This window comes from Nonomuraea jiangxiensis (assembly GCF_900099965.1).
Lineage (GTDB): Bacteria > Actinomycetota > Actinomycetes > Streptosporangiales > Streptosporangiaceae > Nonomuraea > Nonomuraea jiangxiensis.
This window is the reverse complement of record NZ_FNDJ01000044.1, coordinates 23,905-47,257: the sequence shown is the minus strand read 5'-3', so window position 1 is coordinate 47,257 and position 23,353 is coordinate 23,905. Positions and strand designations below refer to the sequence as shown.

The window sequence follows — 23,353 nt, the reverse complement described above, 5'->3', positions numbered from 1 at the left end:
ATAGATTTTCGGTACTCTTGCCCGCATGCCTCCACGGCCACAAACGCCAACGGTCCGCATGCGACGGCTCGCAAGGGAACTGCGTCAGCTTCGGGAAAACGTCGGCCTGTCTCGGGAAGAAGTCGGCGAGATGACCGAGATGAACCGGGCTACGCTCTACAGGATCGAGACGGCTCAGGTTCGGCCCCAGGTCCGCACGCTCCGGGCGTTGATGGGTGTTTATCGGGTAGCCGAGGATCGCCAAGCCGAGCTTCTCGCGATGCTCAAGACGGCACATGAGCAAGGTTGGTGGCAAGCCGCTGCTGAGCTGCCCGAACAGTACGCTACCTACATCGGATTCGAGGAAGAGGCGCAACGCGTACTCAACTACGAATCGTTGTTCCTGCCTGGCATGCTCCAAACGGAGGAGTATGCGCGCGCTGTCACGGTAGGGACCGGGCCCACCCTTCCCGAGAATGAGGTCGAACACCGGGTCGTCGCTCGCATGAGACGCCAGGCGCGACGAGACCCGCCCCTGGCGATCTGGGCGATCATCGACGAGGGCGCACTACACAGGCAAGTAGGCGGTGTTGGCGTCATGCACGCACAGCTCCAACACCTGCTTGACGTCAGCAAAGATCCCAACGTCACCTTGCAGGTTGTGCCCTTCTCGGCCGGCGCGCACCCGGGCATGCGTGGCTCGTTCGCCATCCTTCAGTTCCCGGAAGAACATCACCTCGACATTGTGTACATCGAAACGAGCACTGGTGACCTGTTTCTGGAGAGCCAGGAGGATGTAGCACGATATAGCCTGGAATTCGAGCATCTTCGTGCGATGTCGCATAGTCCTGATGCAACACGTGATCTTATTGCCGAAGTGCTCTCGACTATGAAATGAGGTCCGACTTGGAGAGCAAGGACGTTGATCTGTCACACGCGCAGTGGCGAACCAGCAGCCTGAGCGGAACCAATGGTCAGTGCGTTGCTGTGGCCTTCGTTGACGGCCATGTGGCAGTCCGACACTCCAAAGAACCGGACGGCCCAAAGATCATTTTCACTGAAGCTGAGTGGCTTGCCTTCACCGGAGGGGTTCGGCAAGGCGAATTTGACAGCTAGCCTTGATCTTTCGTGGTCATCGTGTGGTCTGGCCGATCAGGCGGGAGACGGTCGGGTCGAAGGCCACTGGACCAAACAACTCGGGCTGAGCCAGCAGGGCGATGTCGCCCAGGTAGTCCCCGCCCAGGGTGAGGCTACGGCGACTGCCTGCCAACCTCGTACGAATTGTGCGCCGCGGCGGGCCTCGGGGGACAGAATCAGCGAGAGTCCTTGGCTGCGTACTGCTGCTGTGATCCAGCTCTGGAAGGACGTCCTTCAGGGCCGGGCGTGGTAGGGGAGGCCGACGCGGCTGACCAGGTGCGCTCGGCCTCGCGGCGCCTGCGACGGCGGGCGAGGTACCAGCCGAGCGCCAGCGCGACGAGGCCGAGCGGAGTGCGGGCGAGCCAGCGGCCCACCACGAGCTTGAGGAGCTTCTTCATGAGACGGCCACTGCCCGTGACCGCGCGCTCGAAGCGGCAGGTCAGTAGCCGATCTTGCCCACTCCCGAGCCCGCCTGCACAGTGGCCGGGACGGTTGCCGGGTCGTCCAGCGTGTACGGGTAGTAGGTGCGGGGCTCGACCACGGTACCGGCTGTTTCCGGGGTGCCCGAGTTGACGTACAGGTTGCGTCGCTCCACCACGCGCCCCGGCGCGCTCTTGTCGTAGCCGACGTGGATCGGGGGGCGACGCTTTCGAAGTAGTTGCCCTCCACCAGTACCCCGGCGTTCTCTGTTGAGGCCACGCCGTAGAGGGCGTTGTTGCGGTAGTAGTTGTTGAACACGTGTACGGGCTCGGCGAAGCGGACGCGGGGGTGGCGCTGGTAGGTGCCGTCGAAGAAGTTGTGGTGGTAGGTCAACCGCAACCGGCCGGTGTCCTGCGGCCCGGCGTCCTCGTCATGGCTGAGCAGCAGCGTCTTGTCGTGGTCGTGGAACCGGTTCCACGAGACGGTGACGAAGTCCGAGCCGCGCTTGATGTCCACCGCCCCGTCATCGCCGTTGGAGAAGTCGTTGTGGTCGATCCAGACGTGGTGGCTGAACATCTGCACGTTGATCATGTCGTCGGTGGCGCCGGAGAACGAGATGTTCCGGATGATGATGTTGTGCACGGCGTTGGCCGGAGGGGCGGTGATGTCGTCCACCGGCAGCCCGATGGTGAGCCCGCCCCCGACCAGGGCCGCGTTCGCGCCGATCCCGATGATGGTCTTGTCCGAGGCCACGTGATCATTCACCTTCCCTCGCGCCCGGGGCGGGGATGGAGCCCCGGGCGCGGCTCGGGCAGGGGTCAGGCGCCGATCTTGCCGGTGCCCGCGCCCGCCGTGACGAGAGCCTTCACGGAGTTCGGGTCGTCCAGGGTGTAGGCGTAGTACGTGCTCGGCTCCTGTACGGTCCCGCCGCAGTCAGGGGTCCCCGACTCCAGGACGAATACGTTGTTCCGCGCCACGCACCGCCCCGCCGGACCCGCGTACGAGTCGCTCACCGGCTCCTCCACCCGCTCGAAATAGTTGCCCTCGACCACGCACCCGGCGTTCGCCTGGCAGGCCACCCCGACGTCGGTGTTGTAGACGTAGTAGTTGTTGAACACGTGCACCGGCTCCCCGAAGCGCACCCGCGGATTGCGCTGCGGCGTCTGGTCGAACCAGTTGTGGTGATAGCTGACCTTCAACCGCCCCACGTCCTGCGCGGCGTTGCCGTCGTCATGACCGAGCAGCATGTTCTTGGTGTGGTGGTGGGTGTGGTTCCAGGACACGGTGACGTACGAGGAGCCGCGCTTGACGTCGATCAGCCCGTCGTAGCCGGCGGACAGGTCGTTGTGGTCGATCCAGACATGGTGGGAGAACATCTGCACGTTGACCGAGTCGTCCGTGGCGTTCCTGAAGACCAGGTTCCGGATGATGACGTTGTGCACGGCGTTCGCGGGTGGCGAGGTGACCCCGTCCTCGGCGGGCAGGCCGATGTTGAGCCCGCCGCCGGTGATGCCGGAGCCGGCGCCGATGCCGACGATCGTCTTGTCGGAGGCGACGTTGTGCATGCCCGCCGGAACGGTGATCATCCCGCGGACGCAGATGTTCAGCGGCCCGCTCTGGCCCATCGCGGAGATCAGCTCGCTCGCCGTGTCCACCTCGACGGTCGGCCCGCCGGCGCCACCGGTGGTGCCGTTCTGGCCCCAGGCGTTCACCGCGGCGAAGCCGACCGGCGTCCCTGAGGTCGGGCACGTGCCGGGTGGTGGCGGGGTCGGGCTGGTCGGCGGCTCGCTGGGGCCGCCGAGGTCGGTCACGAGCACGTCGTCGTACGAGGCGCTCGCGTAGTAGCCCGCCAGCCCCGCCCGGCCCGAGGCGAGCGAGGAGTCGGTCGCCGAGACGACCTGTACGTTGCCCACGAACCCGCGCAATGACGTACCGAACGCCTCCAGCCGGAGCGTGTACCAGGTGCCCGCGCTCACGGTGGCCGCCGCCGTGGCGAGCGTCACGGAACCGCCGCCGGTGCGCTTGCCCAGCACGACCGAGCCCGCGTTGCTCAGCCCGAGGAAGTAGTAGCTGCTGGTGCTCTGCGCCCGGGCCAGCACCGCGACGTACCGGCCGGAGCCGCTGAACCCGATCGGCTTCACCCGCGCCCGCACCGCCTGGTCCGCCCATCCGGCGCCGGCCAGCGCCCTGGCGTCCGAGCTGGTGCCGGACTGCCGGTAGGCCCTGGAGCCGTCGGTCACCACCGACCAGCTCCCGCCCGACCGTGACCAGCCCGTGGCATCACCGTCCTCGAAGTCGTCACCGAACAGCGTCGCGGCGGACGCGCCGGGCAACGTCCAGACGGCGGTGACGAGAGCCGCGACCAACGCGGCGAGGAGTGTGATCGTCCTGCGTGCTCTACCTGTTCGCACTGGAGCCTCCGGTGCCTTGACCGGGGAGCCCGCCTGTCGGGGCTCCTCACTGCATGTGCTGGTGCCTGTGCGCTCGCGAGCTTCACCCCTTTATGCAACCGATTGTTAGACGCGTCAATGCGGTGGAGTGTGCAGTTTTGTTGCATGTGGCCAGGTCATCACCCTGGCGTGGGATGCACCGGTCCAAGGCCGGGGAAGTGAATCTTGCAAGCGATTGTAAGGCCATCACGGCCGACGAAAGGCCGGTGCCGGCGAGGCTAGCCAGGCAGGCGGCCGGTGGGGGTGAGGGTCGGTGAAGGCTCGCCGGGATCCGGCTCCTGCCGGCCCGCCTGCCCGACCACGATCGTGACAGTGGCGCCCGGCCCGGCACACGTACCCGGCCGGGGGTTCTGGCTGAGCACCTTGCCCACCCGCGACTCGTCCTCCACGACCTGTGCGCTCAACCGGGCCGTGAACCCCGCCGCGGCCAGCGCCGCCTGCCCGTCCTCCTGGGACCGGCCGACGACCGACGGCACCGTGGCGCCGGGGCGTGCCACCGTGAGGGACACCGAGGTGCCGCCCGCGACCCGGCTGCCCGCCTCGGGCCGGCTGGCGAGCACCTGCCCGGCAGGACTGTCCGAGCAGGAACGGGTGACGGCCCCGACGGTGAGACCCGCTCCGGTCAGCGCGGCCTCGGCGGCCTTGCGCTGCATGCCCGTGACGGAGGGCACGGCCAGCCCGGCCGACACCCCCAGCGAGACCCTGCTGCCCTTGTTCACGACCGTGCCGGGAGCGGGATCGCTGCTGAGCACCTGTCCGATCCGCTGCGGCGAGTCGACCTCGCTGACGGTCCCCAGCACCAGCCCGGCCCGTTTCACGGCACTGGACGCCTCCTCACGGTCCATCCCCACCAGCGCCGGGACGGGGACCGTGACCGGGCGATTCACCGGCGGCGTCGTGCTGGGCGGGCGGGCCCGCTCCGGCTCCCTGGTCCTGGTCGGCGTCGAGCTCTCCGACGGAGACTCGGAGGTCACCGGCGCCGGCTGCGTGGGCTGCGCCGACGGCCCGGCCGTCTCCGTGCTCCGCCGGTCCATCGCGGGCACGACCACGGCGAACAGTACGGCGGCCGTCACCAGCAGCGCCACGCTCACCGCGAGGGCCGCCCTGGACCACCTGTGCCCGGAACGCTCCGGCACCGCCACCCCACCGCCGACCCCGCCACTCCCCGACCAGTCAGGGCCGCCCCCAAAGAACCGTTCCTGCGCCACCGGCCCATCCCCGATGCTCTGCGGCCCGGTGGACCGCTCAGACGGCTCGTTCCCCGCCTCGGGCGCCGAGCCGGGCATCCGGTAGCCCCCGGACACGCCGGTGGCCTCCGCCTCGGCCAGCGGTGGCCGCGGTTCGGGCACGAGCGTCGACGGGGCGCGCAGGATGTGCGCCGGCGGCGAGCTCAGCACCTCGGACGGCACGTCGGGCGACTCCCCCAGCAGCTCGAACAGCAGGTCCCTGCTGGTCGGCCGGTTGCGCGCGTCCTTGTCCAGGCACGCCTCCACCAGCGTGCGCAGCCGCCCGTCCAGGCGGCCCAGCTCCGGCGGCGCGGTCAGGATGCGGTGCAGCACCGGCGCCACCGAGTCCTGCCCGAACGGCGCCGTGGCGTTGGCCGCGAAGCACATCGTGGCGCCCCACGAGAACACGTCCGCCGCCCCGGTGACGGCCAGCGCCGTGATCTGCTCGGGGGCCATGTACGCCGGCGTCCCCACCCCGCGACCGCTCACCGTGGCCGCCGCGTCCAGCGCCCTGGCCAGGCCGAAGTCGATCACGCGCGGCCCGTCGGAGCCGAGCAGCACGTTCTGGGGCTTGAAGTCGCGGTGCACGATCCCCGCGCGGTGGATCGCGGTGAGCGCGGTCGCGGTGCTGACCGCCAGCCGCTCCAGCGCGCCGCCCCGCCGGGGCCCGGTGAGCGCGACCTCCCGCTGCAGCGAGGGCCCGTCCACGTATTCGCTCACGATGTACGGCCGGCCCTCGTCGAACCCGGCGTCGATCACCTGGGCCGTGCAGAACCTGGCCACGTGCTTGGCCAGCTCGACTTCCCGTAAGAACGCCGCCCCCTCGTCCCCCACCGGGCCGTGCAGCAACTTGACCGCGTAGGTCTCGCCGTCCCTCGAACCGAGGAACACCGCCCCCTGACCACCCTCACCCAGCCGTCCGGAAAGCTCGTAGGCCCCCAGTCGCCGCGGGTCCCCCGTCCTGAGCGGCTGTGCCGTTGGCACGGGGCGCCTCCCCTCGCCGCCACCCCATTCCTGCTTACTACTGAAAGCAACCGGTGGCGATCAGTCAACGGTGCGCAGGGCAATCGCGGCCTGACCGTGACACAGCCCTGTCAGGACGTACGGGCGACCGTACCGGAATATGTCACTTCGTCCTGACCGTCGCGGATCACGTTGAAGCCCAGCTGGTTCGAGTCGTCCGTCGGGAACATCCGCAGCGTCCCCGGATAGCACTCCTCACCCGAGACCTGGCGGAGGGTGAACACCATGCCGCTGCCGGTCCGCCCGACGCGCCCCGAGCAGTGCAGGTCGGCGCCCCACCGCATGGCCCCGCCGTCGGAGTGCAGCCGCAGCTCGACGGGGAACACCCGGTTCGCCGTGTGGTGCTCGGCCGACCCCGTCCACGTCCCCTCCAATCCGGGACCCTGGGCACCGCGCGACCAGAACACGAACCCCGCCACCGCCATGACCACTCCGAGCACCGCCACCACGATCTGCCAGACCCGCACCCGCCGGCGACGGGCGACAGGGCGGACGACGGCCGGGAAGCTCGTGGTCGGGTCGGGGTCCTCGATCGGTCCAGGGTCGCCCGTCCCCGGACCGAGCGCGGCGATCAGCGCCCGGCCGGCCGCATCGCGGCGCGCGGACGCCGGCCGAGTAGGTGACACGGACCATCCGGTGCGGAGCCCGGACGTACCGACGGGCGGAGAAGCGGGCTCGGCGGACGGGGCGCTGACCGCGGCCAGCGCGCCGGATGACAGCAGGTCACCGTCCTCGACCGCGTCCTGCCCCAGCAGCCGCCGCAGCACCTCCTCCGCGTCCGGCCGCTCCGCCGGCTCCGGCACCAGGCAGTCCTCCACGATCTCGCGCAACCGCCCGCTCAGCTCGCCCAGGTCCGGCTTCCCGTACAGGATCCTGGCCAGCACCTCCTGATAGGTCCCGCCCGTGTACGCGTGCCGCCCGGTGGCCGTGTAGGCGACCGTCAGCCCCCAGGCCCACATGTCGGCCGGCGGTCCTGCGGGCTCCCCGCTGAGCCGCTCGGGCGCCATGTACGCCGGAGTCCCGACCGGGTTCAGGCTGTTGGTGACCGCGGAGTCCACCAGCCGGGACACCCCGAAGTCGATCACCCGCGGCCCGTCGAGCCCGAGCAGCACGTTGCCCGGCTTGAAGTCCCGGTGCACCACCCCGGCCCGGTGGATCGCCCCCAGCGCGGTGGCGGTGCCGATGGCCAGGCGGTCGAGCGAGCCGCCGGTCCGCGGCCCCTGGGCCTCGACGTGCTCGCGCAGCGAGGGTCCTTCGACGTACTCGCTGACCAGATAGGGCCGGTCGCCTTCGAGATCGGCGCCGATGACCTGCGCCGTGCAGAACGCCGCCACCCGCCGGACCGCCTCGATCTCGCCCAGGAACCTGCGCCGCACGTCGGGATCATCCGACAGCGCGGCGTGCAGCAGCTTGATCGCGACCTGCGTCCCGTCCGGCGAGTGGCCGAGGTAGACCACGCCCTGCCCGCCCTGGCCGAGCCTGCGCGACAACCGGTACTCGCCCAGCACCCGGGGATCATCGTCACTGAGCTCGGACATATACCGCCATTATGCCGCCCTTTACCTATAGGCCGCGTACGCGTCCAGGATCGGCAGCACCACCTCCCTGGGACCGCTCGGTAGGGCGGCCACCGCCTCCTCGATGCCGAGGTCGGCGAAATAGTCCAGTTTCTCCCTCGTCGGCCGGGTCCCGAACGGGATCACCTCGGCCATCGGCCGCCCGGCCTTCTCGCATGCCTCGCGCAACGCGGGGAGCGCCGCCCTGATGCCGCTGCCGCCGATCGGCATCCAGCCGGCGGCGTACTCGGCGACGTGGGCGAAGAGTTTCGGTCCCGCCGCCCCGCCGACGTAGACGGGCGGTGGCCCGTTGACGGGCTTGGGCCAGGACCACGAGGGCTCGAACCCGTCGAAGGAGGCCACCTCGTCCCGCCACAGGGCCTGCATCGCCAGCACGTTGCGCCGGGCCACCTCGCGCCGCCGCCGGTAGGGGACGCCGTGGTTCTCGATCTCCTCGACGTTCCAGCCGAAGCCGACCCCGACCACCACGCGCCCGCCCGAGAGGTGGTCGAGGGTGGCCACGGCCTTGGCGGTCACGATGGGGTCACGCTGGGCGGCGAGCAGGATGCCGGTGCCCAGGCGCAGCCGGGTGGTCGCGGCGGCGGCGAAGGACAGGGCGACGAGGGGGTCGAGCGTGTGACTGTACTCCTCGGGCAGCGTCGGGCGGTCGCCGGCCGGGTAAGGGGTGCGGCGCGAGATCGGGATGTGGGTGTGCTCCGGCACGTACAGGGAGTCGAAGCCGCGCTCCTCGGCCGCCCTGGCCAGGTCCTGGACCGGCATGGACAGGTCCGTGGCGAACATCGTGACCCCGAGCCGCATGCCGGCCTCCCCGGTCGTCAACCAAGCGATTGCTCGGCTAAGATTTCCAGAGTACCTTGCAGGAGACCATCCGCGGAAAGAGGTTCCCCGGTGAAGTTTTCCATCTTCCTGAATCCCCAGATTCCAGGCTCTGGATACGCGGCCGAGGACAACGCCAGGGCCAGGCGACCGATCGGGCGGGACACGGAGTCGTACCAGCGACTGCTGCACGAGGTACGCGAGATAGCCGTGCACGCGGACCGGATCGGGTTCGACGCGCTGATGATGACCGAGCACCACTTCCACTCGGAGGGCATGGAGTTCTCCGTCAACCCGCTGATGTTCCTGACCGACCTGGCCGCCAGGACCGAGCGCATCCTGCTCGCCCCGCTCGGGCTCGTGCTGCCCGCCTGGGACCCGATCAGGGCGGCCGAGGACGTGGCGCTGCTCGACCAGTTCAGCAAGGGACGGCTGCGGCTGGGCGTGGCCCGCGGCTACCAGAACCGCTGGATGAACGTGCTGGGCCAGCGCTGGCAGGCCGCCGCCGCGCGCTCGGACGGCTCGGCGAGCGACACGCGCAACTTCGACGTCTTCGGCGAGGTGCTGAAGATCATGAAGCTGGCGTGGACGCAGGAGACCCTCCGCTACAAGTCCGACGTGCTGGACTACCAGGTGCCCTATCCCTACGAGGGCATCGAGGGCTGGCCGGCGCAGGAGTGGACCCGGACGTTCGGCGCGCCGGACGAGCTCTCCGAGGACGGGAAGGTACGGGCCGTCTCCGTCTGCCCCCGGCCGTACCAGGAGCCCCATCCCGAGCTGTGGCAGCCGTTCACCATCTCGGACCGGTCGGTCATCAGGGCCGCGCAGGAGGACATCCTGCCGTGGATGTTCACCCCCAACCCCGACGACCACGCCGCCAAGGCCAAGCTCTACCAGGAGGAGTCCGCCAAGCAGGGCCGCCACTACAAGCTGGGCGAGCACACCGGCATCCTCAAGATCGTCGGGATCGGGGAGACCATGGAGGAGGCCGTCAACACCTTCGGCCGTGGCATCCCCAAGGACTTCGCGGCCTTCTTCGGCCCGTTCGGCTATCTGGAGGTGCTGCGCAAGAAGGACGACGACCGGCACCAGCCGATCTCCCCGGAGAAGGGCGACGCCAGGCGCATGCGGGACGTGGAGATGGCGCTGTTCGGCACCCCGGACGACGTCAAGCGCGGCATCCAGCGCATGCTGGACCGGATGCCCGACCTGGAGTGGTTCGGCCTCTACATGCAGGGGCAGCAGGGGGTCCTGCCGCTGGACACGGTCAAGCGCAACCTGGAACTGTTCGCCACCAAGGTCATCCCGGAGTTCCCATGAAGTTCTGGCTGGGCGCCTCGTTCGTCGACACCGGGCAGTTCGTGGAGCTGGCGCGGGCGGCCGAGCGGTGCGGGTTCGACACGCTGACGCTGTCCGACCACCTCTTCTACGCGGACTTCGCCTCGCCGTACCCGTACTCGCGGTCGGGAAGGCCGCGCTGGGACGCGCGTACGCACTGGCCGGACGTGTGGGTGACGATCGGCGCCATGGCGGCGGTGACGACGACGCTGCGCTTCTCCCCCAATGTCTACATCGCGCCCGCCCGCGACCTGTTCACCGTGGCCAAGCAGGTGTCCACGGCGGCGGTGCTGTCGCGGGAGCGGGTGACGTTCGGGGTGGGGGTGGGGTGGTGCAAGGAGGAGTTCGTCGGGACCGGTCAGGACTTCCACACGCGGGGGCGGCGGCTGGACGCCATGCTGCCGGTGCTGCGCGCGCTCTGGGCGGGCGAGACGGTCACCCTGGACGGCCTGCCGCCGCTGTCGATCTCCCCGACCCCGGCCGGCCGCGTGCCCGTCTACGTGGGCGGTGACAGCGAGGCGGCGCTGCGCCGCGCCGCCAGGCTGGGCGACGGCTGGATCGGCAACCGCATCTACACCGAGGAGCAGCTCGACCCCGTACTGGACACCCTGCGCCGGCTCCTCGACGAGAACGGCAGGACCGGGCCCTTCGACATCATCGCGGGGCTGGCGGTGCTCCCGGACGCGGACACCTACCGCCACTTCGCCGCCAAGGGCGTGACGGGCACGCTCGCCGCCCCCTGGTGGCTGGCCACCCCCGAGGAGAAGTCCCGGTACGGCGAAGGCACCCTGGAGCTCAAGCTCGCCACCATGGAACGCTTCGCCGAGGAGATCATCGCCAAGAGCTAGGAGCCTCCGGCGAGGTTGTTCATGATCCGCCGGAGCATGTCCGTGACCTGCGCGACCTCCTCCGGCGAGAACCCGGCGAAGACCTGGTGGCTGATCCCCCCGAAGACCGGCGGCAGGCTCGGCACCAGCGCCCGCCCCGCGTCGGTCAGCTCGATGACGATCGAGCGCCGGTCCTGGGGATGCCCGACCCGCCGCAGCAGCCCCTTGGCCTGCAACCGGTCGAGCAGCCGGGTCATCCCGGCCGTGTCCGTGCCGAGCCGGCTCTTCAGCAGGCTGGGGGTGCTGTCGCCGCGCGCCGCGTGCAGCAGCAGCGCCGCCTGCTGGGCGGTGAGCCCGAGGGGCGCGAGCCGGCGCTCCGTCTCGGTGTTCAGCTCCCTGCCGACCTGCACGAGCAGCGAACCTCCGCCCAGGATGAGCTCGAACGGCGACTTCGGGTTCTCGGTCATCCCCCGAGGATAGTCGGAGTCCCTGTCCAGGACATTTGCTGTCGCGACAGTTAACGAGTTACAGTCTGGCCCATGGACGACACCCACATCATGATCACGGGAGGCGGAATCGCTGGATTGTGCCTCGCCCACGGCCTGCGGCGGGCGGGTCTCGGCGTCACCCTGTTCGAGCGCGACCCCTCCGCCACCCACCGCCATCAGGGCTATCGCATCACCCTCAAGGAGACCGGCGCGGACGCGCTGCGCGCCTGCCTGCCGGCCCACCTGTTCGACCTGGCCGTGGCCACCTCCATCCGCCCGGCGACCCGCATGATCTTCATGGACCCCGGCCTGCGGCCCAAGTTCGCCAAGGACATCCCGTACGCCGAGCCGGGCGTGACCGGCCTGGGCGTCAACCGGCTCACGCTCAGGGAGGTGCTCCTGACCGGGCTGGCGGAGTCCGTCCGCTTCGGCATGGACCACCGGCGCTACGAGCGGCTGGACGGCGGCGTACGCGCTCACTTCGCGGACGGCCGGAGCGTGGACGGGGACCTGCTCGTCGGCGCGGACGGCGTCGGCTCGCGGGTGCGGGAGCAGCTCCTGCCCGGCGCCGTGGTGGACGACCTCGGCTGGGCCCTCTACGGCCGGACCTGGATCACCCCCGCACTGCTCGCCGCCACCCCGCCCGAGCTGGTCGACTCCTTCAACCGCGTCGTCTCCCCCGGCGGCACGGCCGTCAGTATCGCCACCTGCCGGCCGCTCACCCCGGTGCCCGCGGCCGTCGCCCGGCACGCCCCCGGCGCCCAGGTGACGGACGTCCCCGGCTACTTCTCCTGGACGATGACCGTGCCCGGCCCCCGGCCCGACGGCATGCCCCCCGCCGAGCTGCACCGGCTCGCCACGGAGACGGTCCACGGCTGGCACGAGGGCGTACGGCGGATCGTGGACGCGGCCGACCCAGGGGAGACGTTCGTGCAGCGGCTGCACTCCGCCCGTCCCGTCGAGCCGTGGGACGAGCCCGCCGTCACCCTGGTCGGGGACGCCGTGCACAGCATGAGCCCGGGCCGGGGCGAGGGCGCCAACATCGCCCTGCGCGACGCCCGGCTGCTGAGCGAGGTGCTCGCCGGCGCGACGGCGCAGGGCCGCCCGCCCGGCCCCGCCAAGGCCGGGTACGAACGCCGGATGCTCGACTACGCCTTCACCGCCGTCCAGGCCTCCCGCGAGCACCCCTTCGCCCCCTTCCAGCGCCCGGCGACCGGCTGACAGGCCGGCGGACCACGCTCCGCACCAAGCAGGTCACCGGGGGCGATAGCCTCAACTCGTGCTGGAAAGGATCGCGGCCACCCGATACGTGACCCCGCTGCGTGAGGGCGGATCGCTGCCCGGTGTCGTCGAGGCCGACGACCTGGGCACCTACGTGGTGAAGTTCCGCGAGGCGGGGCAGGGCAGGCGGGTGCTCGTCGCCGAGATCATCGCCGCCGAGCTGGGCCGCCGGCTGGGGTTCAGGACACCGGAGCTCAAGCTCATCCACCTCGACCCGCAGCTCGGCGCGCGCGAGCCGGACGAGGAGGTGCAAGACCTGCTCAAGGCCAGCACCGGCCTCAACCTCGCGGTCGACTTCCTGCCGGGGGCGCTGGGGTTCGAGCCGCTGACCTGGCTGGCGGACCCGGTGTTCGCCTCCAGGGTGGTGTGGTTCGACGGCCTGATCCACAACATCGACCGCAGCTGGCGCAACCCCAACCTGCTGGTCTGGCACCGCGACACGTGGCTGATCGACCACGGGGCGGCCCTCTGGTTCCACCACAACTGGCGCACGGCCGACCCGCAGCGCCCGTTCGACGCCGCCGACCATGTGCTCGCCCCGTTCGCGAGCGAGGTGCCCGCGGCGGGCGCCCACCTGGCCGGGAGGATCACCCGGGAGCTGCTGGAGACCGTGACGGCCCTGGTGCCCGACGAATGGCTCGACGGCGAGCCGGGGTTCGACTCGGCCGGGCAGGTGCGCGCGGCCTACGTCGACCACCTCCTGCGGCGGGCGCACGGGCCGGGCGAGTGGCTCGTCCGTGTCGAGCCGAACGAACGCCGGCCCAAAGAACCCGGGCCCCAGGAGCGCAGGCCGGGGCCGGGCTCCGTCGGCGAGTTCTGGCGGGGAGGCGCCCGATGACCAAGGACGTCTACGAATACGCGGTGATCCGCGTCGTGCCGCGGGTGGAGCGGGGCGAGCAGATCAACGCGGGCGTGCTGCTCTACTGCCAGCCGCGCGGCTACCTGTGCGCGCGGGTCGCGCTCGACCCGGTCCGGCTGCGCTGCCTGGACCCGGGCGCCGACGTGGACGCCGTAAGCCGGGCGCTCAGCGCCTACGAGCTGGCCTGCGGCGAGGAGCCCGGCCCGCTGGCGGCGGAGTCGCTGGGCGGCAGGTTCCGCTGGCTGACGGCGCCGCGCAGCACGATCGTGCAGTCGGGCCCGGTGCACGCGGGTCTGACGGCGGACCCGGACACGGAGCTGGCCCGGCTCTTCGACAAGCTGGTCCGCCTCTAGAAGAGCACCGACATGAATGTGTCGACCTCGCGGAAGCCCACCTTGCGGTAGACGGCCCGCGCCGAGAGGTTGAAGTCGTTGACGTAGAGCGATACCACGGGGGCGAAGCAGCTCAGCGCGGCCTCCACCACGGCGGCCATGCCCGCCGCGGCGTGCCCCCGGCCACGCAGCTCGGGGGCGACCCAGACGCCCTGGATCTGGCAGGCATGCGGGGTGACGGCCCCGACCTCCGCCTTGAACACCACCCGCCCGTCGTCGATGCGGGCGTAGGACCGGCCGATCCTGATCAGCTCGGCCACCCTGGTCCGGTAGAGAGCGCCGCCGTCGCCGAGGTTGGGCGAGACCCCGACTTCCTCGGTGAACATGGCCACGCACGCCGGCAGCAGGACGTCGAACTCGTCCGGCCGCACCCGGCGTACCAGCGGATCGGGCGCCACCGGCGACTTGCGCGAGGTCGCCATGACCGGCTGGGCCCAGCGCACGGCGCGGGCCCGGCCCCAGTGCGGCTCCAGCCGCTCCCAGAGCAGGGAGACCGCGTCGACCTGCCCCACGATCGACGAACAGCGCCGCCCCTGCTTGCGAGCCCGGTCGGCGAACGCGTGCACCGCCTCGGGACCGGCGTTGACCGGCACCATGTTGGCCCCGGCGTAACAGAGCGACACGAGGCCACCACGCGGCCCGAACCCCCACATCTGCCCGCCCAGCCGGGCCGGGTTGAGTCCGACGGCCCGCACCCGTGAGGAGACGAAGACGTTGGCGACCGGATCGGAGTCCAGCAGGGCGAGAACCTCGTCCCGGTCGCTGTCATCGAGCACGCGCGACGCCGATGTACGCAGCATCACATGGTCAGACTACGCGAAGGGTTACCGATTGGCTCATCCGGCACAGCCCACAGTAACCCTTTCTTGACGTCAGATCCCCGGCACGACTCCGAGGACCCCGAGCAGGCCCGGCAGCGGCTGCTCACCGGCCATGCGGGTGGCCGGTCGCGGCTCCGGCGTCGGCGCGCAGGACACGTCCCGCCGCGGCAGCGTCCCGTCCTTCAGGTACGCGCCCAGCCACCGGTCGATGCACTTGTTGCCCACCAGCGACACACCGTGGTTGCCGCCCCGGTCCACCACCATGCGCGCGCTCGGGAACTGCTTGCGCATCGACACCGCCCCCCGGTACGGGGTCGCGGCGTCACCCCGCGACTGGATGATGAGGATCGGCGGCAGTTGCGACGACCCGCGCACCTGGACCGGCTCGCCGCCCTGGACCGGCCAGAAGGCGCAGGGGGCGTTGAACCAGGCGTTCGGCCAGGTCAGGAAGGGCGCCCGAGGGTGCAGCCGGGTCATGTCCGTCCGCCACCGCTCCCACCGGCGCGGCCACTGGGCGTCGCGGCACTGCACGCCCAGGTAGATGGCGTAGCCGTTCTCGTCGTCGGTGTCCTGCTTGCCGTGCTTCTCCCACATCGCCCGCAGGCCGCGTACGTCGCCCTCGCGCACGTACGAGGACCAGGCCTCGGCGAAGTCCGGCCAGACCCTGTCGCTGTAGCCGGCGATGGTGAAGGTGTCGTCCAGCTCGCTCGGGCCCACGAGGCCGCCGGCGGGGTGGTGGCGCAGCCGGTTGCGCATGGCGTAGTAGGCGAACGACGTCTGCGAGGCGGTCTCGCCCAGCTTGTAGACGGAGTTGTGCCGGGCGGTCCAGGCGAGGAAGTCGCGATGGCGACGTTCGAAGGACTGGTCCTGCCTGAGGTTGGACTTGTACCAGACGGCGGTCGGGTCGACGGTGCTGTCCATGACGAGCCGCCTGACCTTGCCCGGGAAGAGCGTGGCGTAGACGGCGCCCAGGTAGGTGCCGTACGAGTAGCCCAGGTAGCTGATCTTCTCCTCGCCCAGGGCGGCGCGGATGGAGTCCATGTCCCTGGCGGAGTTCTCGGTGGTCAGGTGCGGGAGCAGCCAGGCCCAGAAGTCACCGCACCGGTCGGCGTACTCTTGCGCCCTGCCGAGCAGCACCCGCTCCTCCTGCGGGCCGCGCGGCACGGCGTCGGGCCGCGGGGCCTTGTAGTAGACCTCCGGGTCCACGCAGTGCACGGCCGGCTCGCTCCCGCCGACCCCCCGCGGGTCGAACCCGACGACGTCGTACCGCTCGCCGAGCCCGTCCGGCAGCTGCGTGGACACGAACTCGGTGAGATTCCGCCCGGCCGCGCCCGGGCCGCCCGGGTTCACCAGCAGCGTGCCCAGATGGTTGGCCTCTCTGGGCACCTTCGCCCTGACCCGGTTGAGCGCCAGCTTGATCGTCTGCCCCATGGGCTCGCGATAGTCGAGCGGCACGGTGAGCGTCGCGCACTCGATGTGGGCCGCCACCGCCTTCCCCGGCACCCGGGGACACGCCCCCCAGACCGGCGGCGCCGGCGCCTTCCCCGACTGAACCGCCACCGCGGTCCCATCCGCGCTCACCAACCCGGCCACGAGCACGACGATCCCGGCGACAACCCCAACGACCCGCTTCACCAGGCCCCCCTCCACGTCATAGGACTTGCGATGCTGCCGCGATGACCGGGGCACGACGTCGGGTATGAGGAAAGGCTTGCCAATTTGTAATCGCACTATTGCATGGAGTAACCGGCCCTGCCGATCGTCACGAGCGCGCTCGGAGCCACTCCTCCCGGGTGATCGCGTACTCGACCTCACCCAGCTCGCTGCCGGGAAGGGGATCCTCCCAGTCCAGGTGGAACGTACGGACGTGCCGCAGGCCGACGGCGGCCATCGTCGCGCGGGAGGCGGCGTTGACCGCCATGGTCTCGGCGAAGACGCGGGTCAGCCCGAGGTCCTCGAACCCGTGCCGGATGAGCTCGCGAGCTCCCTCACTGGCCAGTCCCCGGCGCCAGCAGCGGCGCAGGAGCCGGTAGCCGAGCTCGGCCTGCCCTTCGACCGGGCCCTGGTCGGCGCGTACCGGTGGCTCCAGGATCCACCAGCCGACGAACCGCCCCTCCACGAGCCCCGCCCAGAACCCCAGCCCCGCGACGTGGTCCGCGACCGCGAGCCGCCGGGGATGGATGACCTCGACCTCCTCACGGCTGCGGGCACGGCCGTTGCCGAGGTAACGCATGACCTCGGGATCGGAGTCCAGCTCGATCTCGTACTCGAGGTGCTCGTCGGACAGCGGGACAAGATCGATGCGGTCGGTTCGCAGTATCGCCTGAGACATGGGAGGCATTGTCGTGCCCGGCCGGCCTGCCGGTCACCTGGGTTTTCCCGGCGCGGCCCGCCCCCCGAACTGCCGCTGGCAGCGTTGATCGAATGCGGTTACCGTGATGTCGAGATCACGCACATGGCTTCGGCGATCGATCTGGAGGAGTCTCCATGAAACTCAAGCGAGGGGTTTTAGCGGCGGTCCTGACCGCCGGAATTCTCGCGGCCGGCGCGGCCCCGGCGCACGCCATTCCTCCTCCCCCGCCAGGGGGCGACATCCTCATCGTCTACAGCTACTACAGCGGAGAACAGGTCATCGGACAGCGCTGGTTCGGGTGCGGCAATCCTCCGGGCCAATGGGGAGACGTGACGGGCACCCCGAAGGTCTTCTTCACACCCTGCTGAGCCAGGCGCGCATTTGCGGGGGTTCCCCTCGTTACCCAACCGACGTTTGATCATCCTCGTGATCGCTGACTAGGGTTTGGACCTCTTCGTTCCAAGCCCTGGTCGGCTCATTCCCGAGGATCTTTCTTGCGCCGTTATCGCTTCGGCAGGATCGCCGCACTGCTCGCGGCCGCTTACGTGGTCGTGGCCGTCGCGTTCGGCGTCCTCGCGCTGGTCACCGGCGACCCCACACTGCTGCGCAGCCTCGTCTTCGGCGACTTCGAGGAGGAGCTGCTCCCCTACGTGTGGTGGGTGGAGCTGCTCGTGGTCGCGGTCGCCGCCGTGCAGGGCTGGGCCTTCTGGCAGGCGTTGCGCGGGCGGCAGGTGGGCGAGCCGGCCGACCGGAGCAGGCGGGTCAGGCTACTGCGCGCGGCCCTGTATCTCACCGTTGCCTTGGTGGTGCTGTACCCGATCCCGGGCATCCCGTTCTGGTGGTTGTCCGAGCTACCCGCCTATCTGCTCCAGGCCGCCATCGTCTGGCTGTTCTTCCTGGTTCTGGCCGGGGTCCTGCCCCGATGGGTACGGCTGGTCGCGCTCGTTGCCGGCCTGCTGGACGTCGTTCTCGAAGCGGTCACCATGGCGAGCTTCGCTTTCGAGCTGACCCCGACGAACCTCTTCGGCAGCCTGCCGCTGCGCGAGGTCGTCCACCTCCTGTGGCTGGTGCCGGTCCTGGTCGGGCAGGCCAGGGACCCTCGCTGGAGCCGAGCCACCGTGGGGCTGGGCGTGGTGGCGCTGTTGTGGTCGTTCTTGTTACCGGGTTCGTATGGCTACGTCACGTTCGGCGGCGGGCTCAACTACACCGAGCTGGCGCGTTCGTTGCTGAGCGCTCTGTCTGTCTTCGCCCTGGTGTGGATGGCCCGCTCCGCCCACGACCTGGGCGGGCCGCTCCCCGGCCCCACCGCGAGGGTTCCCTCACCGCCGGCGGCGCGGCGACCGTGGCCGCTCGCCGCCGTCGCCGTGGCGCTCCCCCTGATCCCCGCCGCCGTCAACCTGGCGAACGGCATGCCGGTATGGATCGGGCCCAGAGGCGCCATCGAGAGCTTCCTCCGCCAGAGTGCGGGCGAGTTGATGGACCCGCTGTGGATGCTGGCGGACGTGCTGGTCGGGGTCGGCGCGCCCGCCGTACTGGTGCTGGTCGCGGTCATACACCGGACCAGACGGCTGCTGCGCGCCACGATGCTGGCGTTGTCCCTCACCGCCGTGCTGGGGCTCGTCTCCACGGTCACCGCAGAGCCCGCACCTGACTGGCTGACCATCCCCGAGTGGGCCGAGCAGCGGCTCGGCCTCTACCAGGGGCTGTTCCCCCAGGACCAGAACGGCCGGCTGATCTTCGGCCTCTCCCCTCTCTGGTACAGCGCGGCCCTCGCCGCCTCCGCCCTCGTCCTGTTCTTCCTGTACGCCGCCCCGCCCACCGCCCGCATGCGGCGGCACGTCCTGGTGACGGCGCTCGGCACGTCCGTGGTGCTGTGCTTCCTGCCGGCCGCCGACCATTCGTCCGGCCCGGTCACCACGGCCGCGGACTGCACGCCGCCGGACCCGTACATGCTGCCGGAGCCGCCCCCGCCGCCGACGGGCCCGCGCGCCTTCATCTGCGCGGTACGCGAACAACAGGCGCTCCAGCTCGCCGCCACCACCCCCGACCATGTGCTGCTGGCCCACGGCCGCCGCCTGTGCGGCGTCTACACCCGCAAGGACCCGGCCGAGGTGGCCAAGGTGGAGGCCCTGGAGAAGGTGAGCATCAACCAACTCGAAGGAGCACTCGCCGGGATCTGCCCGTCCGCCGACACGGCCGTCAAAGCCAGGCAGGCAGCGCAGGACCGCGAATTCGCGGAGTCGACGCGGAGGAACGGCGCAAGTGCGACGCCACCCCGCGCCACCGTCCGCTCATCAAGCCCGCCCGGGCGACCAGGCTCAAGGAGCCGGAGTGGCCCGAGGCGGGGCTGGAGCTGTACAAGCCGACGGACGACGGCACCGTGGACAAGCCGATCAAGGAGAACGACAGCCTGGTCAACGTGGACACCCGTCACGTGTGGGTGGGCATCCATCCCGACTGGCACGTCTGCGTCACGCTGGAGACGTACACGCGCCGCCCGCCGGTCGAGGTCAAGGGCTGGGACCACGTGGTCGAGGTCGGCTATGACAGCCCCACCGGCCAGATAATCTTCATGGACGACCTCAGCGGCACCAGCCTCCCCGACCTGTCACTCAACGGCCGCAAAGGCCACTACCGCATCCGCGTCCACTACGCCTGGTTCCCCTGGAAGGGCGAGCCCCTCGGCACCCAACGCCTCCTCCTCATGGCCTACCCAGCCCCAGGCGACAAGGTCACCACCTACCGCCAACCCCCCAAGAACCGCTGAACAAGCCTTCAGGAGGGACGGCGCCGGGCCTTGGCCGCTCCCCCCGCCAGGTGATTCGCGCAGCATTCGACCGCACCGCTGCGGAACAGGGCGTACGACCGGTTGTGGCCCACCGGGCGAACGACCAACCCCAGGTCGGCCGCCTTCTCCAGGATGAGCGGCGCGTCGGACTCCCGATAGCGTCCGGCTGACACCTCTGTCTTGAGCACCTTCTTGGGATCCACGACCCGGCCGGTGTCCTTGCCTCGAAACTTGGCGGGAACCGACCACGACGCGGCGAACGCGCTCAAGGCCTCGGGAAAGAGCAGCAACCAAGCCTCGATCTCGGCAACGGCCAGAACGTAATGGGCCGTTCCCGTCCGCATGGCCGCCGCCAGAGCCTTCTCGACCCGCTCCTGGATCACCGGATGCCGGTCGCTGTCCACGCCGTCGAGATCCTCGTGCACGAACACGCAGGCGACCTCCGCCTCTTCCAGTACGGCCCGCGCGCGTATCTTGCTCGCCAGCGTCTCAGCCCGGGCAGCCAGGGTGCCGCTGCTCGCCGCGTGAAGCGTGGGCTTGTCGTTGATCTCGACGATTCGGCCGCGCATGTCCGGGCACCACTGCTCCAGCAGTACCCGCATGCTGCGCCGGTCGTTGCGGTCCTCACCGGCGAGAACGACGATCGGCTTCCGTGTCGCCTTGACACGAGTGCCGCCGCGACGGCTCACAGATCACCACCCAACGCTCCCGAGAACCAGAGTTCCCCGAGCGGAAGCCCTTCGCTGGCACGGACTATGTTCTCGACCATGCTCCTGGAGATCGCCGGAATCAGCGACGAGCCGTCATCGCGGCGCTCGCACACGATGAGCTCCTCCGGTTTGAGCCGATCGGCCAGCGACGGCGAGTGGGTGGCGATGACGAACTGCGTCTTCTCCCCCGCTTCGCGCACCCGCTCGACCAGCAGTTCCAACGCCTGCGGGTGAAGCCCGTGATCGATTTCCTCCACGCAGGTCAACGCGGGCGGGTGCGGGTCGTGCAGCATGGCGAGCAGTCCCAACAGCCGCGTGGTCCCATAGGAGGCGTCCGACAGGGGCGTGGGCTCGCGTAGCCCCCGCTCCCGCAGCATCCCGAGCACGGTGGGCTGGCCGGCCAGCCTGACGTGGTCGAACTCGATGGCCTCCAGTTGGGGCAGTACCTCAACCGCGTCGGCCTGCAACCGCTGCCACACGTCCGGCTCGTTCGCGCTCAGCCAGAGGAGGAAGGTCGAGAGGTTGGAGGCGTCATTCGCGATGCCCTCGCCGCTTCTGAGCGGCGCCGGAGTGGGCCGCGCCGCCGCGCGAACGTCCACGTCGAAGATCCGGAAGCCGCGGATGAGCCCCGCGACCTGAGCCGTGACCGGGCCGAACTTCTCGTCACTCAGCCTCGGCAGCGTCGACAGCCCGCTGCTGCTCGGTTGAATCCCGATCTCGTCAACATCTCCGGACCCGCCTGAAAGATCTGCGGGACCGGACGAGTACAAGATCCGGCTGGTGGCTGACCGGCCCAGGACCGTGATCGTCCGCGTCCTGGACCGGAAGGTCTCCTCCCTGGCAAGAGGGAGCCCTGTGATCCGCAGGTCGTACTCGTCCTGCCCGCCCTCGGGCTGCGACCAGGCTCCCCTTATCCCGATCCGCAAGTATTCAGCCGGTACGGCGCCGCCGTGGAAGACGAGACGCTCGAATCCACCACGTTGGTCCAGGGCCGGGACAAGATCCGTGTGCACGATGTCGGCCAGGAACCGGAAAACTTCCAGCACATTCGTCTTGCCCGCACCGTTCGGCCCCACGAGCACGTTCACCGGCCCGAGTGGCAAGGTGACCTGCCGCAGGCTGCGGAAGTTCTCCACCTCCAGTGAGGACAACCGATGATCCGCCACCCTGCTCACCCACTCCATGGTTCGCATGCCTTCGCCGACTCCAGCGGCAACAAGGCTACGCGCGCGCCCGCCGTCCACGTTGCAGCGCTCACCCAAGCCACGGGCTCGAAGGATCTCGTCCAGAGGGCGGACGGGAGCGTTGCCCGCCCAGGGTTCCAGCCGGGCTCGGGCCTGGGTGAGCCGGTCGGTCAGGCGGGCCGCGCCTTCCCGGGCGCCCCCGCCCAGATCCCCCACGCTCGCCACTTCGCCCGCCATCTCCTGACCGACTCCTCCTGTCAGGACGACGCCGAGCTCATCGTCGCCGAACTGGCCACCAACGCGATCCGGCACCCCAGCAGCAGCACCGCCACGTTCATCGTGGAGATATCCCACACCACCACCGTGATGACCATCGCCGTCTGCTCGGTCTCCGCTGTCCGTTCGGGGCCGAGCGCGGGCCGGGGGTGGCTGTCGTCGCCGCGAGCACCGGGGAGGTCGGGTATGACGGCGACGACGCGTCAGGGCACCGGGTCCGGGCCAGGATTTGTCAGCCGACCACGACCTGAGGGGCGGAGTCGTCGTCCAGGTCGATCTCGACGCCCATCTCCTCGGCCAGTCGCATGGCCTCCTCGATCAGCGTCTCCACGATCTGCGACTCCGGCACCGTCTTGATGACCTCGCCCTTGACGAAGATCTGGCCCTTGCCGTTGCCGGAGGCCACGCCGAGGTCCGCTTCCCGAGCCTCGCCGGGGCCGTTGACGACGCAGCCCATGACGGCCACCCGGAGCGGGACCTTCATGCCCTCCAGACCGGCCTGGACCTGGTCGGCCAGGGTGTAGACGTCCACCTGGGCCCGGCCGCAGGACGGGCAGGAGACGATCTCCAGGCCGCGCTCGCGCAGCCCGAGGGACTCCAGGATCTGCGTGCCGACCTTGACCTCCTCCACCGGCGGGGCGGAGAGGGAGACGCGGATCGTGTCGCCGATGCCCTCGGCCAGCAGGGCGCCGAAGGCCACCGAGGACTTGATCGTGCCCTGGAAGGCGGGCCCGGCCTCGGTGACGCCCAGGTGCAGCGGGTAGTCGCACTTGGCGGCGAGCAGCCGGTAAGCGTTGATCATGACGACCGGGTCGTTGTGCTTGACCGAGATCTTGATGTCCCGGAACCCGTGCTCCTCGAACAGCGAGCACTCCCACAACGCCGACTCGACGAGGGCCTCGGGCGTGGCCTTGCCGTATTTCTGCAGCAGGCGGGGGTCGAGGGAGCCCGCGTTGACGCCGATGCGGATGGGCACCCCGGAGTCGGCCGCCGCCCGGGCGATTTCCCCCACTTTGTCGTCAAATTTCTTGATGTTTCCGGGGTTCACCCGCACCGCCGCGCAGCCCGCCTCGATGGCCGCGAACACGTACTTCGGCTGGAAATGGATGTCGGCGATGACCGGGATCTGGGACTTCTTGGCGATGATCGGCAACGCGTCGGCGTCGTCCTGCGACGGCACCGCCACCCGCACGATCTGGCACCCGGACGCCGTCAGCTCCGCGATCTGCTGCAACGTGGCGTTGATGTCGGCGGTCACCGTGGTCGTCATGGACTGAACCGAGACCGGGGCGTCCCCTCCGACGGGCACGTTGCCGACCATGATCTGACGGGAGTGGCGGCGTTCGGCGAGCGGCTTCGTGCGTACCGTCGGGATGCCGAGACTTACAGAAGACATTTCAACCCTTAC

Annotated in this window: 23 protein-coding genes and 1 pseudogene; 10 read left to right on the top strand and 14 right to left on the bottom strand. The window is 70.1% G+C overall.

Going from position 1 to position 23,353, the window contains the following annotated elements; genetic code table 11:
- Window positions 1-25 precede the first annotated feature (25 nt).
- Together BLS95_RS50445 and BLS95_RS50440 are read left to right on the top strand one after the other, a co-directional pair.
- On the top strand, window positions 26-877 hold the full coding sequence (locus BLS95_RS50445; protein ID WP_090946766.1) for a helix-turn-helix domain-containing protein: 852 nt from the start codon (window positions 26-28) through the stop codon (window positions 875-877).
- Window positions 874-1,095 (top strand): DUF397 domain-containing protein, encoded by a 222-nt coding sequence (locus BLS95_RS50440; RefSeq protein ID WP_090946765.1) that lies wholly within the window; start codon window positions 874-876, stop codon window positions 1,093-1,095. Before BLS95_RS50445 ends, BLS95_RS50440 begins: the two co-directional genes overlap by 4 nt.
- A gap of 16 nt (window positions 1,096-1,111) precedes the next feature.
- Here the strand turns inward: BLS95_RS50440 and BLS95_RS56490 are convergent, their stop codons facing one another.
- The 7 genes and pseudogenes from BLS95_RS56490 to BLS95_RS50415 form a co-directional block, all read right to left on the bottom strand.
- On the bottom strand, window positions 1,112-1,249 hold the full coding sequence (locus BLS95_RS56490) for a hypothetical protein (protein ID WP_176993840.1): 138 nt from the start codon (window positions 1,247-1,249) through the stop codon (window positions 1,112-1,114).
- A gap of 43 nt (window positions 1,250-1,292) precedes the next feature.
- Complete coding sequence (locus tag BLS95_RS60115) at window positions 1,293-1,514, bottom strand: DUF6203 family protein (RefSeq protein ID WP_143044251.1); 222 nt, start codon at window positions 1,512-1,514, stop codon at window positions 1,293-1,295.
- A gap of 214 nt (window positions 1,515-1,728) precedes the next feature.
- A pseudogene (locus BLS95_RS60110) lies at window positions 1,729-2,289 on the bottom strand (pectate lyase family protein); the annotation flags it as partial.
- 65 nt (window positions 2,290-2,354) lie between these two features.
- Complete coding sequence (locus tag BLS95_RS50430) at window positions 2,355-3,947, bottom strand: pectate lyase family protein (RefSeq protein WP_218136409.1); 1,593 nt, start codon at window positions 3,945-3,947, stop codon at window positions 2,355-2,357.
- Window positions 3,948-4,204: 257 nt separating this feature from the next.
- On the bottom strand, window positions 4,205-6,196 hold the full coding sequence (locus BLS95_RS50425) for a PASTA domain-containing protein (RefSeq protein ID WP_090946764.1): 1,992 nt from the start codon (window positions 6,194-6,196) through the stop codon (window positions 4,205-4,207).
- Window positions 6,197-6,306: 110 nt separating this feature from the next.
- Window positions 6,307-7,773, bottom strand: coding sequence for a serine/threonine-protein kinase (locus BLS95_RS50420; protein ID WP_090946763.1), 1,467 nt, complete (start codon window positions 7,771-7,773; stop codon window positions 6,307-6,309).
- 21 nt (window positions 7,774-7,794) lie between these two features.
- The gene (locus BLS95_RS50415) at window positions 7,795-8,610 is read right to left on the bottom strand and encodes a TIGR03619 family F420-dependent LLM class oxidoreductase (RefSeq protein ID WP_090946787.1); all 816 of its coding nucleotides are present in this window, start codon (window positions 8,608-8,610) and stop codon (window positions 7,795-7,797) included.
- 90 nt (window positions 8,611-8,700) lie between these two features.
- On the opposite strand from BLS95_RS50415, the gene BLS95_RS50410 reads away from it, so the two are divergent.
- Together BLS95_RS50410 and BLS95_RS50405 are read left to right on the top strand one after the other, a co-directional pair.
- Window positions 8,701-9,948: an LLM class flavin-dependent oxidoreductase gene (locus BLS95_RS50410; RefSeq protein ID WP_090946762.1), complete on the top strand. Its 1,248-nt coding sequence runs from the start codon at window positions 8,701-8,703 to the stop codon at window positions 9,946-9,948.
- Window positions 9,945-10,814, top strand: coding sequence for a TIGR03619 family F420-dependent LLM class oxidoreductase (locus BLS95_RS50405; protein ID WP_090946761.1), 870 nt, complete (start codon window positions 9,945-9,947; stop codon window positions 10,812-10,814). Before BLS95_RS50410 ends, BLS95_RS50405 begins: the two co-directional genes overlap by 4 nt.
- Here BLS95_RS50405 and BLS95_RS50400 read toward each other — a convergent pair.
- The gene (locus BLS95_RS50400; protein ID WP_176993844.1) at window positions 10,811-11,260 is read right to left on the bottom strand and encodes a MarR family winged helix-turn-helix transcriptional regulator; all 450 of its coding nucleotides are present in this window, start codon (window positions 11,258-11,260) and stop codon (window positions 10,811-10,813) included. The genes BLS95_RS50405 and BLS95_RS50400 overlap by 4 nt on opposite strands.
- Before the next feature lie 72 nt (window positions 11,261-11,332).
- On the opposite strand from BLS95_RS50400, the gene BLS95_RS50395 reads away from it, so the two are divergent.
- The 3 genes from BLS95_RS50395 to BLS95_RS50385 are packed head-to-tail and all read left to right on the top strand — an operon-like array spanning window position 11,333 to window position 13,774.
- The gene (locus tag BLS95_RS50395; protein ID WP_143044250.1) at window positions 11,333-12,502 is read left to right on the top strand and encodes an FAD-dependent oxidoreductase; all 1,170 of its coding nucleotides are present in this window, start codon (window positions 11,333-11,335) and stop codon (window positions 12,500-12,502) included.
- A 58-nt stretch (window positions 12,503-12,560) separates the two neighbouring features.
- Window positions 12,561-13,400: a HipA family kinase gene (locus tag BLS95_RS50390; RefSeq protein ID WP_090946758.1), complete on the top strand. Its 840-nt coding sequence runs from the start codon at window positions 12,561-12,563 to the stop codon at window positions 13,398-13,400.
- Window positions 13,397-13,774 (top strand): DUF3037 domain-containing protein, encoded by a 378-nt coding sequence (locus BLS95_RS50385; RefSeq protein WP_090946757.1) that lies wholly within the window; start codon window positions 13,397-13,399, stop codon window positions 13,772-13,774. Before BLS95_RS50390 ends, BLS95_RS50385 begins: the two co-directional genes overlap by 4 nt.
- On the opposite strand, the gene BLS95_RS50380 is transcribed toward BLS95_RS50385, so the two are convergent.
- From BLS95_RS50380 to BLS95_RS50370, 3 genes are all read right to left on the bottom strand, one after another.
- Window positions 13,771-14,613 (bottom strand): GNAT family N-acetyltransferase, encoded by an 843-nt coding sequence (locus tag BLS95_RS50380; protein WP_090946786.1) that lies wholly within the window; start codon window positions 14,611-14,613, stop codon window positions 13,771-13,773. The two genes, BLS95_RS50385 and BLS95_RS50380, sit on opposite strands and share 4 nt — an antisense overlap.
- A 72-nt stretch (window positions 14,614-14,685) precedes the next feature.
- The gene (locus tag BLS95_RS50375; RefSeq protein WP_090946756.1) at window positions 14,686-16,269 is read right to left on the bottom strand and encodes an alpha/beta hydrolase; all 1,584 of its coding nucleotides are present in this window, start codon (window positions 16,267-16,269) and stop codon (window positions 14,686-14,688) included.
- 127 nt (window positions 16,270-16,396) lie between these two features.
- A complete protein-coding gene (locus tag BLS95_RS50370) occupies window positions 16,397-16,966 on the bottom strand; it encodes a GNAT family N-acetyltransferase (protein ID WP_090946755.1) in 570 nt (189 codons plus the stop codon).
- Between the two features lie 155 nt (window positions 16,967-17,121).
- On the opposite strand from BLS95_RS50370, the gene BLS95_RS55135 reads away from it, so the two are divergent.
- From BLS95_RS55135 to BLS95_RS56485, 3 genes are all read left to right on the top strand, one after another.
- Window positions 17,122-17,355 (top strand): DUF6289 family protein, encoded by a 234-nt coding sequence (locus BLS95_RS55135; protein WP_143044249.1) that lies wholly within the window; start codon window positions 17,122-17,124, stop codon window positions 17,353-17,355.
- A 126-nt stretch (window positions 17,356-17,481) separates the two neighbouring features.
- On the top strand, window positions 17,482-19,554 hold the full coding sequence (locus BLS95_RS50365; protein ID WP_090946754.1) for a hypothetical protein: 2,073 nt from the start codon (window positions 17,482-17,484) through the stop codon (window positions 19,552-19,554).
- Window positions 19,555-19,559: 5 nt separating this feature from the next.
- Window positions 19,560-19,754 (top strand): hypothetical protein, encoded by a 195-nt coding sequence (locus BLS95_RS56485; protein ID WP_090946753.1) that lies wholly within the window; start codon window positions 19,560-19,562, stop codon window positions 19,752-19,754.
- 8 nt (window positions 19,755-19,762) lie between these two features.
- Here the strand turns inward: BLS95_RS56485 and BLS95_RS50355 are convergent, their stop codons facing one another.
- The 3 genes from BLS95_RS50355 to ispG all read right to left on the bottom strand — a co-directional run bounded on the left by BLS95_RS50355 (window position 19,763) and on the right by ispG (window position 23,341).
- Window positions 19,763-20,464 carry a hypothetical protein gene (locus BLS95_RS50355; RefSeq protein ID WP_176993842.1) on the bottom strand — a complete coding sequence of 234 codons (702 nt, stop codon included), beginning with the start codon at window positions 20,462-20,464 and terminating at the stop codon, window positions 19,763-19,765.
- Window positions 20,461-21,906 (bottom strand): AAA family ATPase, encoded by a 1,446-nt coding sequence (locus BLS95_RS50350; protein WP_245765769.1) that lies wholly within the window; start codon window positions 21,904-21,906, stop codon window positions 20,461-20,463. Before BLS95_RS50350 ends, BLS95_RS50355 begins: the two co-directional genes overlap by 4 nt.
- Before the next feature lie 271 nt (window positions 21,907-22,177).
- Window positions 22,178-23,341: a flavodoxin-dependent (E)-4-hydroxy-3-methylbut-2-enyl-diphosphate synthase gene (gene ispG, locus BLS95_RS50345; protein WP_090946752.1), complete on the bottom strand. Its 1,164-nt coding sequence runs from the start codon at window positions 23,339-23,341 to the stop codon at window positions 22,178-22,180.
- Window positions 23,342-23,353 lie beyond the last annotated feature (12 nt).

Bases quoted from the DNA above. Each gene is read 5' to 3' on its own strand.
- BLS95_RS50445 (WP_090946766.1), top strand. From the start codon at position 26: ATGCCTCCACGGCCACAAACGCCAACGGTCCGCATGCGACGGCTCGCA.
- BLS95_RS50440 (WP_090946765.1), top strand. From the start codon at position 874: ATGAGGTCCGACTTGGAGAGCAAGGACGTTGATCTGTCACACGCGCAG.
- BLS95_RS60115 (WP_143044251.1), bottom strand. From the start codon at position 1,514: ATGAAGAAGCTCCTCAAGCTCGTGGTGGGCCGCTGGCTCGCCCGCACT.
- BLS95_RS50420 (WP_090946763.1), bottom strand. From the start codon at position 7,773: ATGTCCGAGCTCAGTGACGATGATCCCCGGGTGCTGGGCGAGTACCGG.
- BLS95_RS50415 (WP_090946787.1), bottom strand. From the start codon at position 8,610: ATGCGGCTCGGGGTCACGATGTTCGCCACGGACCTGTCCATGCCGGTC.
- BLS95_RS50405 (WP_090946761.1), top strand. From the start codon at position 9,945: ATGAAGTTCTGGCTGGGCGCCTCGTTCGTCGACACCGGGCAGTTCGTG.
- BLS95_RS50400 (WP_176993844.1), bottom strand. From the start codon at position 11,260: ATGACCGAGAACCCGAAGTCGCCGTTCGAGCTCATCCTGGGCGGAGGT.
- BLS95_RS50395 (WP_143044250.1), top strand. From the start codon at position 11,333: ATGGACGACACCCACATCATGATCACGGGAGGCGGAATCGCTGGATTG.
- BLS95_RS50385 (WP_090946757.1), top strand. From the start codon at position 13,397: ATGACCAAGGACGTCTACGAATACGCGGTGATCCGCGTCGTGCCGCGG.
- BLS95_RS50380 (WP_090946786.1), bottom strand. From the start codon at position 14,613: ATGCTGCGTACATCGGCGTCGCGCGTGCTCGATGACAGCGACCGGGAC.
- BLS95_RS50370 (WP_090946755.1), bottom strand. From the start codon at position 16,966: ATGTCTCAGGCGATACTGCGAACCGACCGCATCGATCTTGTCCCGCTG.
- BLS95_RS55135 (WP_143044249.1), top strand. From the start codon at position 17,122: ATGAAACTCAAGCGAGGGGTTTTAGCGGCGGTCCTGACCGCCGGAATT.
- BLS95_RS56485 (WP_090946753.1), top strand. From the start codon at position 19,560: ATGGACGACCTCAGCGGCACCAGCCTCCCCGACCTGTCACTCAACGGC.
- BLS95_RS50350 (WP_245765769.1), bottom strand. From the start codon at position 21,906: ATGGCGGGCGAAGTGGCGAGCGTGGGGGATCTGGGCGGGGGCGCCCGG.
- ispG (WP_090946752.1), bottom strand. From the start codon at position 23,341: ATGTCTTCTGTAAGTCTCGGCATCCCGACGGTACGCACGAAGCCGCTC.